Annotated in this window: 16 protein-coding genes; 11 read left to right on the forward strand and 5 right to left on the reverse strand. The window is 70.4% G+C overall.

Going from position 1 to position 14,760, the window contains the following annotated elements; genetic code table 11:
- Positions 1-4 precede the first annotated feature (4 nt).
- The 4 genes from leuC to ACWGIH_RS26210 all read left to right on the forward strand — a co-directional run bounded on the left by leuC (position 5) and on the right by ACWGIH_RS26210 (position 3,380).
- Positions 5-1,438 (forward strand): 3-isopropylmalate dehydratase large subunit, encoded by a 1,434-nt coding sequence (gene leuC / locus ACWGIH_RS26195; RefSeq protein WP_453443657.1) that lies wholly within the window; start codon positions 5-7, stop codon positions 1,436-1,438.
- Between the two features lie 5 nt (positions 1,439-1,443).
- Complete coding sequence (gene leuD, locus ACWGIH_RS26200) at positions 1,444-2,037, forward strand: 3-isopropylmalate dehydratase small subunit (RefSeq protein WP_453443655.1); 594 nt, start codon at positions 1,444-1,446, stop codon at positions 2,035-2,037.
- Positions 2,038-2,286: 249 nt separating this feature from the next.
- Entirely contained in the window at positions 2,287-2,523 is a 237-nt protein-coding gene (locus tag ACWGIH_RS26205; protein ID WP_363212500.1) for an SCO5555 family protein, read from the forward strand.
- Between the two features lie 173 nt (positions 2,524-2,696).
- Positions 2,697-3,380, forward strand: coding sequence for an HU family DNA-binding protein (locus tag ACWGIH_RS26210; RefSeq protein WP_453443654.1), 684 nt, complete (start codon positions 2,697-2,699; stop codon positions 3,378-3,380).
- Between the two features lie 73 nt (positions 3,381-3,453).
- Here ACWGIH_RS26210 and ACWGIH_RS26215 read toward each other — a convergent pair whose 3' ends face one another.
- Positions 3,454-3,657, reverse strand: coding sequence for a hypothetical protein (locus tag ACWGIH_RS26215; protein ID WP_160507421.1), 204 nt, complete (start codon positions 3,655-3,657; stop codon positions 3,454-3,456).
- 13 nt (positions 3,658-3,670) lie between these two features.
- A complete protein-coding gene (cofC, locus tag ACWGIH_RS26220) occupies positions 3,671-4,306 on the reverse strand; it encodes a 2-phospho-L-lactate guanylyltransferase (protein ID WP_453443652.1) in 636 nt (211 codons plus the stop codon).
- 164 nt (positions 4,307-4,470) lie between these two features.
- Here cofC and ACWGIH_RS26225 point away from each other — a divergent pair, with 164 nt between their 5' ends.
- Genes ACWGIH_RS26225 through ACWGIH_RS26235 form a run of 3 tightly spaced genes read left to right on the forward strand, consistent with a single transcriptional unit; the run spans position 4,471 to position 7,482 of the window.
- The gene (locus ACWGIH_RS26225; RefSeq protein WP_453443651.1) at positions 4,471-5,262 is read left to right on the forward strand and encodes a lysophospholipid acyltransferase family protein; all 792 of its coding nucleotides are present in this window, start codon (positions 4,471-4,473) and stop codon (positions 5,260-5,262) included.
- Complete coding sequence (locus ACWGIH_RS26230; RefSeq protein WP_453443650.1) at positions 5,259-6,269, forward strand: NAD(P)H-dependent glycerol-3-phosphate dehydrogenase; 1,011 nt, start codon at positions 5,259-5,261, stop codon at positions 6,267-6,269. Before ACWGIH_RS26225 ends, ACWGIH_RS26230 begins: the two co-directional genes overlap by 4 nt.
- 34 nt (positions 6,270-6,303) lie before the next feature.
- The gene (locus ACWGIH_RS26235) at positions 6,304-7,482 is read left to right on the forward strand and encodes a D-alanine--D-alanine ligase family protein (protein ID WP_453443649.1); all 1,179 of its coding nucleotides are present in this window, start codon (positions 6,304-6,306) and stop codon (positions 7,480-7,482) included.
- Between the two features lie 16 nt (positions 7,483-7,498).
- Here the strand turns inward: ACWGIH_RS26235 and ACWGIH_RS26240 are convergent, their stop codons facing one another.
- Positions 7,499-7,981 carry a DUF3515 domain-containing protein gene (locus tag ACWGIH_RS26240; RefSeq protein WP_453443736.1) on the reverse strand — a complete coding sequence of 161 codons (483 nt, stop codon included), beginning with the start codon at positions 7,979-7,981 and terminating at the stop codon, positions 7,499-7,501.
- A gap of 26 nt (positions 7,982-8,007) precedes the next feature.
- A complete protein-coding gene (locus ACWGIH_RS26245; protein WP_016642988.1) occupies positions 8,008-8,241 on the reverse strand; it encodes an Lrp/AsnC family transcriptional regulator in 234 nt (77 codons plus the stop codon).
- 209 nt (positions 8,242-8,450) lie between these two features.
- Between ACWGIH_RS26245 and ACWGIH_RS26250 the strand changes: the two genes are divergently transcribed.
- Both ACWGIH_RS26250 and thiD read left to right on the forward strand, forming a co-directional pair.
- Positions 8,451-9,419, forward strand: a complete 969-nt coding sequence (locus ACWGIH_RS26250; protein WP_453443647.1) for a thiamine-phosphate kinase — start codon at positions 8,451-8,453, stop codon at positions 9,417-9,419.
- Complete coding sequence (thiD, locus tag ACWGIH_RS26255) at positions 9,416-10,237, forward strand: bifunctional hydroxymethylpyrimidine kinase/phosphomethylpyrimidine kinase (RefSeq protein WP_453443645.1); 822 nt, start codon at positions 9,416-9,418, stop codon at positions 10,235-10,237. The genes ACWGIH_RS26250 and thiD overlap by 4 nt, the downstream gene beginning before the upstream one ends.
- A gap of 114 nt (positions 10,238-10,351) precedes the next feature.
- Here thiD and rpmB read toward each other — a convergent pair whose 3' ends face one another.
- Positions 10,352-10,537: a 50S ribosomal protein L28 gene (gene rpmB / locus ACWGIH_RS26260; RefSeq protein WP_160507429.1), complete on the reverse strand. Its 186-nt coding sequence runs from the start codon at positions 10,535-10,537 to the stop codon at positions 10,352-10,354.
- 154 nt (positions 10,538-10,691) lie between these two features.
- Here rpmB and ACWGIH_RS26265 point away from each other — a divergent pair, with 154 nt between their 5' ends.
- Entirely contained in the window at positions 10,692-12,422 is a 1,731-nt protein-coding gene (locus tag ACWGIH_RS26265) for a DAK2 domain-containing protein (RefSeq protein ID WP_453443644.1), read from the forward strand.
- 70 nt (positions 12,423-12,492) lie between these two features.
- A complete protein-coding gene (gene recG / locus ACWGIH_RS26270; protein ID WP_453443642.1) occupies positions 12,493-14,703 on the forward strand; it encodes an ATP-dependent DNA helicase RecG in 2,211 nt (736 codons plus the stop codon).
- The last annotated feature ends 57 nt before the right edge of the window (positions 14,704-14,760 follow it).

Below are 14,760 nucleotides of genomic sequence, written 5' to 3' on the forward strand. Positions count from 1 at the left end.
AGCGATGGGTAGGACACTCGCGGAGAAGGTCTGGGACGACCACGTCGTCCGGCGCGCCGAAGGCGAGCCCGACCTCCTCTTCATCGATCTGCACCTGCTGCACGAGGTGACGAGCCCGCAGGCCTTCGACGGCCTCCGCCAGGCAGGTCGCCCGGTGCGGCGGCTCGACCTCACCATCGCCACCGAGGATCACAACACCCCGACCCTCGACATCGACAAGCCCATCGCGGACCCCGTCTCGCGGGCGCAGTTGGAGACGCTGCGCAAGAACTGCGCCGAGTTCGGCGTACGGCTGCACTCGCTGGGCGACGTGGAGCAGGGCGTCGTCCACGTGGTGGGCCCCCAGCTGGGCCTGACCCAGCCCGGCACCACCGTGGTCTGCGGCGACTCCCACACCTCCACGCACGGCGCCTTCGGCGCGCTGGCGTTCGGCATCGGCACCTCCCAGGTCGAGCACGTCCTGGCCACGCAGACGCTGCCGATGGCCCCGCCGAAGACCATGGCCATCACGGTCGACGGTGAACTGCCCGACGACGTCACGGCCAAGGACCTGATCCTCGCGATCATCGCGAAGATCGGCACCGGCGGCGGTCAGGGCTACGTCCTGGAGTACCGCGGCTCCGCCATCGAGAAACTCTCGATGGAAGCCCGCATGACCATCTGCAACATGTCGATCGAGGCCGGTGCCCGCGCGGGCATGATCGCCCCCGACGCCACCACCTTCGACTACATCGAGGGCCGTGACCACGCCCCGAAGGGCGAGGAGTGGGACGCGGCGGTCGCGTACTGGAAGACCCTGAGGACGGACGACGACGCGGTCTTCGACGCCGAGGTCTACATCGACGCCACCAAGCTGGCGCCGTTCGTCACCTGGGGCACCAACCCGGGCCAGGGCGCGCCGCTCTCGGCACAGGTCCCCGACCCCGCTTCGTACGAAGACGCCTCGGAGCGGTACGCCGCCGAAAAGGCCCTGGAATACATGGGGTTGACCGCGGGGCAGGCGCTCCGTGACATCAAGGTCGACACCGTCTTCGTAGGTTCGTGCACCAACGGCCGCATCGAGGACCTGCGTGCGGCGGCCTCCATCGTCGAGGGCCGCAAAGTCGCCGACGGCGTACGGATGCTGGTCGTCCCCGGCTCGGTCCGGGTCGCCCTCGAGGCCGTCGCGGAGGGCCTGGACAAGGTCTTCGTCGCCGCGGGCGCCGAATGGCGGCACGCCGGCTGCTCGATGTGCCTGGGCATGAACCCCGACCAACTGGCGCCCGGCGAGCGCTCCGCGTCGACCTCCAACCGCAACTTCGAGGGCAGGCAGGGCAAGGGCGGCCGCACCCATCTGGTGTCGCCCCAGGTCGCCGCCGCCACCGCGGTGACGGGCCACCTGTCGTCGCCCGCCGACCTGACCGATGCCCCTGACGCCCCTGTCACCGCCGGAGTCTGAGAGCCATGGAAGCATTCACCACGCACACCGGCCGGGCCGTTCCGCTGCGCCGCAGCAACGTCGACACCGACCAGATCATCCCCGCCCACTGGCTGAAGAAGGTCACCAGGGACGGATTTGAGGACGGGCTCTTCGAGGCCTGGCGCAAGGACGGCGAGTTCATCCTGAACAAGCCCGAACGCCAGGGCGCCACGGTCCTGGTGGCCGGCCCCGACTTCGGTACGGGCTCCTCGCGCGAGCACGCCGTCTGGGCGCTGCAGAACTTCGGCTTCAAGACCGTCATCTCCTCGCGCTTCGCCGACATCTTCCGCGGCAACTCGCTGAAGAACGGCCTGCTCACCGTCGTGCTCGACCAGAAGATCGTGGACGCGCTCTGGGAGCTGACGGAGGCCGACCCGCAGGCCGAGATCACCGTTGACCTGCAGGATCGCCAGGTCCGCGCCGAGGGCGTCACCGCCGACTTCGAGCTCGACGAGAACGCCCGCTGGCGTCTCCTGAACGGCCTGGACGACATCAGCATCACGCTCCAGAACGAGCCGGACATCGCCGCGTACGAGGCCGGGCGACGCTCGTACAAGCCGCGGACCGTGCAGGTCTGACACCCCCGCAAGACCCCCGCAGCACCCTGGTGTACCCCCAATCGTGGACGGTTGGGGGTACATCTGTGTCCGGGCCCGGGCGGGGCCCGCTGGCCTGAACGGGTGGTCTCAACTCCCTTGATTCGGACGGCAGAAGAGGCTTGAAATCCCCTTGTACTCGGTCCGACCGGGTACCCTCAGGAGGGCGCCGGATGTGGGTAGTTACCCCCTGCGGAGGCGACAACTCGCCCCAGATGGCACAATCGGTGCATGGAACGTGACAGCCAACTCGAGCTCTACGGGCTTGTTGCGGACCAACTGAAGGAAGCGCACTCAAGGGTGCGTGCACTGCAAGTCCCGGAGGGCGTACGGATGGCGCTGACCCGGAAGCTGCTGGTCATTACGGCCGCGGCCAAACACGATCTCGCCGATGCGGCAAGGCGTCTGGAGCGATTGATGGCGTCCCTCGACGAAGCTGAAGAGGGCCGATTCCCCGAAGATGCCTGAGCCGCAAGGCTCAAACGGCCCTTCGAGGAACCTTCGAGGAACTCATGGACAGTCGAGTTCGTTGCGGCACAAGGGTGATTAGCCCGTTTCGTGTTTGATTTGCGGTATATATCTGCCTAACGTGCGAAAAAGCCTGGCGAATACGCTCGGGCGAGGTCTCCGAAGGGGAAGACGTGAACAAGGCGCAGCTCGTAGAAGCGATTGCCGACAAGGTGGGCGGCCGCCAGCAGGCCGCCGACGCCGTGGACGCGGTTCTGGACGCAGTCGTCCGTGCCGTGGTCAGCGGAGACCGTGTTTCGGTCACCGGGTTCGGCTCGTTCGAGAAGGTTGACCGTCCGGCCCGTTACGCCCGCAACCCGCAGACCGGGGAGCGCGTTCGGGTCAAGAAGACCTCGGTTCCGCGCTTCCGCGCCGGTCAGGGCTTCAAGGACCTGGTGAGCGGCTCGAAGAAGCTCCCGAAGAACGACGTCGCGGTCAAGAAGGCGCCCAAGGGCAGCCTTTCGGGCGGCAGCGCCTCGGCGACCGTCAAGAAGGCCGCGGCCAAGAAGGCCACCGCCAAGAAGGCGACGGCCAAGAAGGCCACCCCCGCCAAGAAGGCCACCGCCAAGAAGACCACGGCGACGGCGAAGAAGGCGGCCACGGCCAAGAAGGCCACCGCCAAGAAGACGACGGCGACCGCCAAGAAGGCGGCCACGGCCAAGAAGGCGACGGCGAAGAAGGCGACCCCCGCCAAGAAGGCCACCGCCAAGAAGACCGCGCCGGCCACCAAGAAGGCCACCGCGAAGAAGACCGCTCCGGCCAAGAAGTCGACGGCGCGCAAGACCACCGCCAAGAAGGCGACCGCCCGCAAGAAGTAAGGGCACGAGGGCACTCACGCGCCGGGCCGGGCTCCCAACTGGGAGCCCGGCCCGCGGCGTGTGCGGGAGCTTCTCAGAACGTCTGCAGTGTCACCAGCGTGATGCGGCGGCCCTCGCCCTCTCCCTCGACCTCGATCCGCACCCGCTGGCCGGGCCTGAGCAGCCGCAGGCCGCCCGCGTCGAACGCCGGGGGGTCGAAGGGCACCGGAGTGCCGTCGTCGAGCAGCACGCTGCCGCTGCGGGTCTCGGAGTCGTACGTGTACGCGGTCGCCTGCATGGGGGAAGCGTACTCAGTCGGCGATCAGCAGCCTCGCGGCAGCCGCCGCCGTGCGCGGCCCCACGCCCAGCGCGAGCGCGGCCCGCAGGTCGTCGCCGGTGTCCACGTCCTGGCGTACGGAGTCGACGTCGTCGAGCGGAAGTTCCACCGCCCCGGAGGCCGCGTGCCGGGAACGGGACGCCGCGCCGAATGCCGGACGCAATTCCATGCCGGGGGTGGCGGAGAGCAACGTCGTGCCGATACCGGCGGCATCCGCGAGGAAAGAACGGGGAAATCGGGCAGCGCTGTCGAGCACCCGCTTCAATTCCGGGGGGCGCAGTGCGGGGAGATCGGCATTGAGCGCCGCGACGGCCGTTCCGGGCCGCACGGCGCGCACATCCGCCGCTCCGTGCGCCAGGGCCGCGTTGAGGCCCCCCACGGGCTCGTCGCGGACGATCCTGGCCCCCAGCGCCGCCAGCTCGCGCCCGGCGAGGCCGTCGCCCGTGACGACCACCACATCCCGTACCGCGGGGCAGGCCATCGCGGCGGCCACGGTGTCCTGCGCGAAGGCCAGGGCCAGGCCGGGGCGCAAGGTGTCGCCAGTGGTGGCGGTGAGCCTGCTCTTGGCGCGCTCCAGCGGTTTCAGGGGTATCACCAGGGTCCACTGCACGGGTGGCGGCTCCGTCCTTCGCGTCGGGCCCATTGTGGCCTGCTGGTGGGGGCACCGCCGGGGCCGGGCTCCGGGAGACGGGTGGGCGTACGGTGTTCTCGACAGACAGGAAGCCTGGGGCGACACTTGTGCGGCCGACCAGGTTCATGGAGGAAGGTGTCCGAGTGTCCCGCCGCAGAATCGGCTTCTGGTACCGCCTGGCCGCGGTCATCGCAAAACCGCCGCTGGTGGTTCTGTTCAAGCGGGACTGGCATGGAATGGAGCACATTCCGGCCGACGGTGGATTCATCACGGCGGTGAATCACAACTCGTATATCGACCCGCTCTCGTACGCGCATTTTCAGTACAACACCGGACGAGTGCCCCGTTTCCTGGCAAAGGACGGCCTTTTCAAGGACGGCTTCGTCGGCAAGGTCATGAAGGGCACGGGCCAGATCCCCGTCTACCGCGAGACCACGAATGCGCTCGACGCCTTCCGTGCCGCGGTCGACGCGATCGAGCGCGGTGAGTGCGTGGCGTTCTACCCCGAGGGCACCCTCACCAGGGACCCCGAGATGTGGCCGATGACCGCCAAGTCCGGTGCCGCGCGGGTCGCCCTGCGGACCAAGTGCCCGGTGATCCCCGTCGCCCAGTGGGGCGCCAACCTCGCGCTTCCCCCGTACAGCAAGAAGCTCAGCCTCTTCCCGCGCAAGAAGCTCCAGGTCCTCGCGGGCAAGCCGGTCGACCTCTCGCGCTTCTACGACAAGGAGCCCACCCCCGAGATCCTGCGGGAGGTGACCGAGGAGATCATGGCCGGAGTCACCGAACTCCTCGAGGAGATCCGGCAGGAGAAGGCCCCCGCGGTCCCCTACGACCCGCGCAAGGCACGGCTCGCGCAGCGCCGCAAGGCGACCGACCTGAGCGGTTCAGGCGTCCCCGAGAACACCCCCGAGAACACCACGGAGGACAGCAAGTGACGAACCCGGTGAGGGTGGCCGTCTTCGGAACCGGATCTTGGGGTACGGCCTTCGGCATGGTGCTCGCCGACGCCGGGTGCGACGTCACCCTGTGGGGCCGCCGCGCCGAACTCGCCGACGCCGTCAACTCCACGCACAGCAACCCGGACTACCTCCCCGGTGTCGAACTCCCGGAGAACCTCAGGGCGACCACCGACCCGGCCGAGGCCGCGGCCGGCGCCGACTTCACCGTGCTCGCGGTGCCCTCGCAGACGCTGCGCGGCAATCTCGCCGCGTGGGCCCCGCTGCTCGCCCCCGACACCGTGCTCGTCTCCCTCATGAAGGGCGTCGAACTGGGCTCCGCGATGCGGATGAGCGAGGTCATCGAAGACGTCACGAAGGTCGCAGCCGACCGCGTGGCCGTCGTCACGGGCCCCAACCTCGCCCGCGAGATCGCCGCGAGGCAGCCCGCCGCCGCCGTGGTCGCCTGCCGCGACGAATCGATCGCGCAACGCCTCCAGACCGCCTGCCACACCCCGTACTTCCGCCCGTACACGAACACGGACGTCGTCGGCTGCGAACTCGGCGGCGCCGTCAAGAACGTCATCGGTCTCGCCGTCGGCATCGCGGACGGCATGGGCCTCGGAGACAACACGAAGGGCTCGCTCATCACGCGCGGGCTCGCCGAGACCACCCGCTTGGGCATGGCGATGGGCGCCGACCCGCTGACGTTCTCCGGACTCGCGGGCCTGGGCGACCTGGTGGCCACCTGCTCGTCGCCGCTCTCGCGCAACCACACCTTCGGCACGAACCTCGGCAAGGGCATGACGCTGGAGGAGACCATCGCGGTCACCAAGCAGACCGCCGAGGGCGTCAAGTCCTGCGAGTCGGTGCTCGATCTGGCCCGCAGGCACGGCGTCGACATGCCCATCACCGAGACGGTCGTGGGCATCGTGCACGAGGGCACACCCCCGGTGGTCGCCCTCAAGGAGCTGATGTCGCGCAGCGCCAAGCCCGAGCGCCGCTGACTCTCCCCGGGCCAGCGGGTACCCTCAAGCCGATATGAGCAGCGAGAACCTCCCCCAGAGCCCCGAGCCGCGCCCCGAGCAGAGCTCTGAGCTGCCGCTCCGCAAGCCGCGTGTGGCCGTCGTGTTCGGCGGCCGCAGCTCGGAGCACGGCATCTCGGTCGTCACGGCCGGCGCCGTACTGCGTGCCATCGACCGCACCAAGTACGACGTCCTGCCCATCGGCATCACGACGGACGGCCGCTGGGCCCTGACCGCCGACGATCCCGACCGCATGGCGATCACCGACCGGCAGGTGCCCAACGTCGACGCGCTCGCCGAGTCGGCGGACGGCGGCGTCGTGATGCCGCTGGACCCCGGCAACCGCGAGGTCGTCTACAGCGAGCCCGGCGCCGTGCCCAAGGCGCTCGGAGAAGTCGACGTCGTCTTCCCGATGCTGCACGGCCCCTACGGGGAGGACGGCACCCTGCAAGGACTCCTGGAGCTCTCCGGAGTGCCCTACGTGGGCGCCGGAGTGCTCGCCTCGGCCGTCGGCCAGGACAAGGAGTACATGAAGCGGGTGTTCACCTCCTTCGGTCTTCCCGTCGGCCCGTACCTGGTGATCCGCCCGCGCGAGTGGGACCGCGACGAGTCGGCCGCCCGCAAGAAGATCGCGGAGTTCGCCGGCGAGCACGGCTGGCCGCTGTTCATCAAGCCCGCACGCGGGGGCTCCTCGATGGGCATCACGAAGATCGACTCCTTCGACGGCCTCGACGAGGCGATCGAGGAGGCCCGCCGTCACGACCCCAAGATCCTCGTCGAGTCGCTGCTGCGCGGCCGTGAGATCGAGTGCGGGGTCCTGGAGTTCGAGGACGGGCCGCGCGCGAGCCTGCCCGCCGAGATCCCGCCGGTGCAGTCGCACGACTACTACGACTTCGAGGCGAAGTACATCGACTCGACACCCGGGATCGTGCCCGCCCCGCTGACGCCCGAGCAGACCGCCGAGATCCAGCGGCTCGCGGTCGACGCCTTCGAGGCCACGTCCTGCGAGGGCCTGGTGCGCACGGACTTCTTCCTCACCGAGGACGGGTTCGTGATCAACGAGATCAACACGATGCCGGGCTTCACGCCCATCTCCATGTACCCGCAGATGTGGGAGGCGAGCGGCGTCAGCTACCCCGAGCTGGTGGACCGCCTCGTCCAGGCGGCCCTCAACCGGTCGACCGGGCTGCGCTAGCCCCTCGCGGGAGGCGCTAGGCGATCCCCTTGGGGATCGCCTTCTTGACGGGGGCGGCGAAGTCCGTCAGCGGACCCACGCCGCTCCCCGCGCGCTCCTCGGGCAGCGTGATCTCCACGTACGCCTTGCGCAGCGTGGACGTGAAGCGGAACGAACCGTCGTCCTGCTGCTCCATCAGCCAGTTGACGCCGTCAGCCGTCACGCCGTCCGCCTCGGGGTCGTTCATCTTCGGCGGTCTGGCGACACCGCAGCGCAGTATGATCGCCGGGTCTCCCCACCCGGCGGTCAGCTCCGACTTCGGCTCGGGATCAGCGCGCTCCAGACCGTCCACCTTCTTCGGCAGCCGCTCGTCCAGGTTCCGGCACAGTTCGGTGACCTTGCTGTCCGGGGTGGGAACCGCTGCCTTCACCGCTTCGTCTGCTGAGGAGCAGCCCGCGGACGCGATCAGCAGTGCGAGGGCGGGAGCGGAGACGAGGCAGCGACGCCGGCGACGGGAAATCTTCACCGGCCAAGGGTAGACGGGGGCTACAGGTGCACGACGGGGCAGGTCAGGGTGCGGGTGATGCCGTCCACTTGCTGGACTTTGGCGACCACCATGCGGCCGAGTTCGTCGACCGTGTCCGCCTGGGCGCGCACGATGACATCGTAGGGTCCGGTCACGTCCTCGGCCTGGATCACTCCTGGGATCTTGCCGATCAGCTCGGCGACGGTCGACGCTTTGCCGACCTCTGTTTGGATCAGGATGTACGCCTGTACCACGGAACCTCCAGGGCGGCCACGAGGATCATGTGGGGAGAAGGGACGCCACGGTACCGCGTCGCCGCTTCCCACGGGGAGACCCGGGGGAGCTGTGGCGCGCACATCGCGGTGGACGGGCAACAGAAGTTGACGGTCATATCGACCGTACCTATGACAGTGACGGCTCGCGACCGCAAGCCGAGCAGCGTGAAAGGGCATGGTGAGTCCCGGTGAAGGGAACCGTCGGCGAGTTGGGGGAGTTCGGGCTCATCAGGGAACTCACCTCCCGGCTCACCTCCACCCCGGCCGTCCGGCTCGGGCCCGGCGATGACGCCGCCGTCGTGTCGGCCCCCGACCGCAGGGTCGTGGCCAGCACCGACATCCTCCTGGAGGGCCGGCACTTCCGCCGCGACTGGTCCACCGCGTACGACGTGGGCCGCAAGGCCGCCGCGCAGAACCTCGCGGACATCGCCGCCATGGGCGCCGTACCGACCGCGCTCCTGCTCGGCCTGGTCGTGCCCGCCGAACTCCCCGCCAGCTGGCCCACCGAGCTCATGGACGGCCTGCGGGACGAATGCCAGGTCGCGGGAGCGGCGGTGGTGGGCGGCGATGTCGTACGGGGCGACACGATCACCGTCGCGATCACCGCGCTCGGCGATCTGCGCAACCACGAGCCGGTCACCCGCGCCGGGGCGCAGCCCGGCGATGTCGTCGCCGTCACCGGCTGGTTGGGCTGGTCCGCCGCCGGGCACGCGGTGCTCTCGCGCGGCTTCCGCTCGCCCCGCGCGTTCGTGGAGGCCCACCGCAGGCCCGAACCGCCGTACCACGCGGGCCCCGCGGCCGCCGGTCTCGGTGCCACCTCGATGACGGACGTGAGCGACGGGCTCATCGCCGACCTCGGCCACATCGCCGAGTCCAGCAAGGTGCGCATCGACATCCGCTCCGGAGCCGTCGACGTGCCCTCCCAGATGAACGACATCGGCCAGGCCGTCGGCGTCGACCCGCTGCAGTGGGTGCTCAACGGCGGCGAGGACCACGCCATCGTGGCGACGTTCCCGCCGGACGTGAAGCTGCCCGCACGCTGGAAGGTCATCGGCGAGGTCCTCAACCCCTCGGCCCTGCCCCAGGTGACGGTGGACGGAGCGCCCTGGACCAGCAAGGGCTGGGACCACTTCGGGGACAACGGGGACATGGAGTGAGCGCCGGCGCGGGCACCGGAGTGGACACCGCCCCGCCCCGCGTCCTGACCGTCGCCGGATCCGACTCCGGCGGCGGCGCGGGCATCCAGGCCGACCTGAAGACGATGCTGGCGCTCGGCACGCACGGCATGAGCGTCGTCACGGCCGTCACCGCGCAGAACTCCCTGGGCGTACAGGGCTTTTGGGAGCTGCCGGTGGAGGCGGTGCGCGCGCAGTACCGCAGCGTCGTCGACGACATCGGCGTACAGGCCGTCAAGACCGGCATGCTGGCCTCGGCCGAACTGGTCGAAGCGGTGGCCGAGTTGATCGCCGGCACGGACGCCCCCGCCGTCGTCGACCCGGTGGGCGTCTCCAAGCACGGCGACTCGCTCCTGGCCGCCTCGGCACTCGACTCCGTGCGTACGAAGCTGCTGCCCGCCGCCACCGTCGCGACCCCCAACCTCGACGAGGTCGCACAGCTCACGGGCGTCCACGTCGAGTCCGAGGACGGGATGCGGCGAGCCGCCGCCGCCCTCCTCGCGTACGGCCCGGCATGGGCGCTCATCAAGGGCGGCCACCTCCCGGGTGACGCGGTGGACCTGCTCACCGACGGCTCCGAGGAGCACTGGCTGCGCGCGCCCCGCCACGACAACCGGCACACGCACGGCACGGGCTGCACCCTCGCGAGCGCCATCGCCTCCCACCTGGCCAAGGGCCTGGCGGTACCGGAGGCGGTCGCGGCGGCGAAGCAGTACGTGACCGGGGCGATCGAGGCCGGATTCGCGCTCGGCGGCGGGATCGGGCCCGTGGATCATGGGTGGCGATTCAGGGAGCAGTAAGTACTGGCGTCGGACGAACGGTGCCCGTGGACTTGTGCGGGCACACGAAAGAGCCGGTTCCCCGAGGGGAACCGGCTCTTTCAGCAACCAGCTAGGTGGCCGCGCTTACATGCGTCAGCGCGAGACCTTGCCGGCCTTGATGCACGAGGTGCAGGCGTTGAGCCGCTTCGGCGTCCCGCTGACCACGGCACGAACGCGCTGGATGTTCGGGTTCCAGCGACGGGACGTACGGCGGTGAGAGTGCGAGATGTTGTTGCCGAAGCTCGGCCCCTTGCCGCAGACGTCGCAGTTGGCAGCCACGGGTCACTCCAAGACTTCAGATGCACTTACGGTTAATCCCGGCATGCCGGGATCAGTGCAATGATCGTGGGTGGCGTTGCCAGGAGGAATGTCCCGATGGGTATCGGGCAACCGGAGCAGCATACAACGACTGCTTCGGTAGAACGAAACTACCATGTCTCGCCCCGGCCCCGCCCCGGGCCTTTCGCCCTTCCCGGTCTACGCTGCGTCCATTCCGGATGCCTTAGGAGGCGAGCAGGTGCCGCAGAACCTCGACGCCGTCGCGGTGCGCGCCTGGTGCGGCCTCGCTCTGGACGCCCTGGGAAGGGCCCGCGAGGAGATCGACGCGATCAACGTCTACCCGGTCGCGGACGGAGACACCGGAACCAACCTCTACCTGACCGTGGAATCCGCGTCCCAGGCGGTCGACGCCGCCTTCACCGGCCTGGACCCGACCCACCCCACGCTGGCCGAGGCCGCGCGGGCGATGGCACACGGAGCGCTGATCGGGGCCCGCGGGAACTCGGGCACGATCCTGTCGCAGCTGCTGCGGGGGATGGCGCAGGTCCTGGGCGCCGACCGTGACACTGATCACGCCGACGGCCGGGCACTGGCGCTCGCGCTGCGCCGGGCCGCCGAGTCGGCCCACCAGGCGGTGGCCCACCCCGTGGAAGGCACGGTCCTGACAGTGGCCGCCGCCGCTGCCGACGCGGCCTCGGGCGCCGACGGCGACTGCGGGACGGTCGCGCGGGCCGCGTACGACGGTGCGTGCCGGGCGCTGGACGCGACACCGGATCAGCTCGCGGTGCTCGCCCGTGCGGGAGTGGTGGACGCCGGGGGGCGCGGGCTCGTGGCGGTGCTCGGAGCGCTCGTGGGAGCCCTGTCGGGCGGGGCGCTGCCGCCGCGGGCCGCTTCCCCGCGTACGGCCGAGGGCACAGGCGGCGCCGCCGTCGAGTGCCAGGACGCCCCTGCCGACGCCGCGGCACCCGCCTTCGAGGTCATCTACCTCCTGGAGGCCGACGACACGGCGGTGGCCCGGCTGCGGACACGGCTTGACGGGCTCGGGGACTCGCTCGTGGTCGTCGGCGGTGACGGGCTGTGGAACGTCCACGTCCATGTGGACGACGCCGGTGCCGCCGTCGAGGCGGGCGTCGAGGCAGGGCGGCCCCACCGCATCCGCATCACTCACTTCGGGGTGGGCGACGCACACACCACGGGCGCCGCGCAGCCGTCCCGCGAGCGGGCGCAGCGCGGGATCGTCGCCGTCGTGCCGGGGGAGGGGCTCGCCGGGCTCTACGCCGACGCCGGTGCGACCACCGTGCCCACACGCCCCGGGGAGCCGCCCGCCAGCGGAGAGCTCGTCGAGGCGATCAGGCGGGCCCACGCGCGCGAGGTGGTGCTCCTGCCCAACGACGCCGAGCTGCGCCACACCGCCGCGGCCGCGGCCGAACAGGCCCGCACCGAGGGGGTGCGGGTCGCGCTGATCCCGACCCGGTCAGCGGTCCAGGGCATCGCGGCGCTTGCCGTGCACGAGCCGGACCGCCGCTTCGACGAGGACGTCGTCGCGATGACCTCGGCGGCCGGCGCGACGCGATACGCCGAACTGGCCGTCGCCGAGCGCCAGTCGTGGACCATGGCGGGCATCTGCCAGGCCGGGGACGTCCTCGGCCTGATCGACGGCGATGTCGCGCTGATCGGCGACGACACCACGCGCACCGCACGCTCCGTGCTCGACCGGATGCTGGCGGCGGGCGGCGAGATGGTCACGCTGGTGCTCGGCGACGACGTGCCGGACAGCCTCGGCGACGAGCTGGAGAAGCACGTGCGCGAGGTGCATCTGGCGGTCGACACGGTGGTCTACCGCGGCGGACGCCAGTCGGCCCTGCTGCTGATCGGCGTGGAGTAGCCCTGCCTCCGGCCTTGCTGACCAGCGGATTTCGGGGACGTACGCCGAATTGTCAGTGGCGTGGTGTGCAATGGATCTCGTGCCCGCGCTCGAAGAACCCCTGAAGAAAGTGGTCGGCCCCGCCACCGCGAAGGTGATGGCCGAGCACCTGGACCTGCACACGGTCGGCGACCTGCTGCACCACTACCCGCGGAGGTACGCGGAGCGGGGCGAGCTCACCCGCCTCGCCGACCTCCCGCTGGACGAGCACGTCACGGTGGTCGCCCAGGTCGCCACGGCGCGCATCCTGACGTTCAACGGCGGCAGGGGCCAGCGCCTCGAAGTCACGATCACCGACGGCAGCGGCCAGCTCCAGCTGGTCTTCTTCGGCCGGGGCATCCACAAGCCGCACAAGGACCTGCTGCCGGGCACACGCGCGATGTTCGCGGGCAAGGCATCGGTCTTCAACCGCAAGATGCAGCTCGCGCATCCGGCGTACGAACTCCTGAAGGGCGACCCCGACAACGCCGGCGAAGCGGTCGACTCCTGGGCCGGTGCCCTCATCCCGATCTACCCGGCCACGGCCAAGCTGGAGTCCTGGAAGATCGCCAAGTCCGTCGACGCGGTGCTGCCCAGCGCCCAGGAGGCCGTCGACCCGCTGCCGCCGAGCCTGCGCGAAGGACGGGAACTGATCCCGCTCCCCGAAGCGCTCCTGAAGATCCACCGGCCGCAGACGAAGGCCGACATCGAATCAGCCCGCGACCGCCTGAAGTGGGACGAGGCCTTCGTCCTCCAGGTGGCCCTCGCCAGGCGCCGGTACGCGGACGGCCAACTTCCCGCGACCGCCCGCCGCCCCCGCGAGGGCGGCCTGCTCGACGCCTTCGACGCCAAACTGCCCTTCACCCTCACCGAGGGCCAGGAGAAGGTCTCCAAGGAGATCTTCGACGACCTGGCGACCGAGCACCCGATGCACCGCCTCCTCCAGGGAGAGGTGGGCTCGGGCAAGACGATGGTGGCCCTGCGCGCCATGCTCGCCGTCGTCGACGCGGGCGGGCAGGCCGCCATGCTCGCGCCCACCGAAGTCCTGGCCCAGCAGCATCACCGCTCGATCACCGAAATGATGGGTGAGCTGGCGGAGGGCGGCATGCTCGGCGGCTCGGACCAGGGCACCAAGGTCACGCTGCTCACTGGCTCCATGGGCGTGGCGGCCCGTCGTCAGGCCCTGCTCGACCTGGTCACCGGCGAGGCCGGGATCGTCATCGGCACCCACGCGCTGATCGAGGACAAGGTCCAGTTCCACGACCTGGGCCTGGTCGTCGTCGACGAACAGCACCGCTTCGGGGTCGAGCAGCGCGACGCCCTGCGCGGCAAGGGCAAGCAGCCCCCGCACCTCCTCGTCATGACGGCCACGCCCATCCCGCGCACGGTCGCGATGACGGTCTTCGGCGACCTGGAGACCTCGGTCCTCGACCAGCTCCCGGCCGGCCGTTCCCCGATCGCCAGCCACGTGGTGCCGGCCGAGGACAAGCCCCACTTCCTGGCGCGCGCGTGGGAGCGCGTGCGCGAGGAGGTGGAGAACGGCCACCAGGCGTACGTGGTCTGCCCCCGGATCGGCGACGACATCGACGGAGCCGACGACCCGAAGAAGGCCAAGAAAAAGGCCGAGGACGAGGCCACCGCCGAGAAGCGGCCCCCGCTCGCCGTCATCGAGGTCGCCGAGCAGCTCGCCCGCGGACCGCTGAGCGGCCTCAAGGTCGAGGTCCTGCACGGCCGCATGCAGCCCGACGACAAGGACGCGGTGATGCGCCGCTTCGCCGCGGGCGAGACGCAGGTCCTGGTCGCGACGACGGTCATCGAGGTCGGGGTGAACGTCCCGAACGCCACCGCCATGGTGATCATGGACGCCGACCGCTTCGGCGTATCGCAGCTGCACCAGCTGCGCGGCCGCGTCGGCCGTGGCTCGGCCCCCGGCCTCTGCCTCCTGGTCACCGAGATGCCCGAGGCGAGCCCCGCCCGCGGCCGCCTCGGGGCCGTGGCCGCCACGCTCGACGGCTTCGAGCTCTCCCGGATCGACCTGGAGCAGCGCCGCGAGGGCGACGTACTGGGCCAGGCGCAGTCCGGTGTCCGTTCCAGCCTGCGCATGCTCGCCGTCATCGAGGACGAGGAGATCATCGCCGAGGCCCGCGAAGAGGCCGTGTCGGTGGTCTCGGCCGACCCGGATCTGGAGCACCTGCCCGAGCTGCGCACCGCCCTCGACGCCCTCCTGGACGACGAGCGCGAGCAGTACCTCGACAAGGGCTGACAAGGGCTGACAGGCGGCGTGACCGCCGGGGCTGAGAGACTGGGGCCGGACCACCCG

The sequence above is a fragment of the Streptomyces sp. NPDC054872 genome (assembly GCF_053610705.1).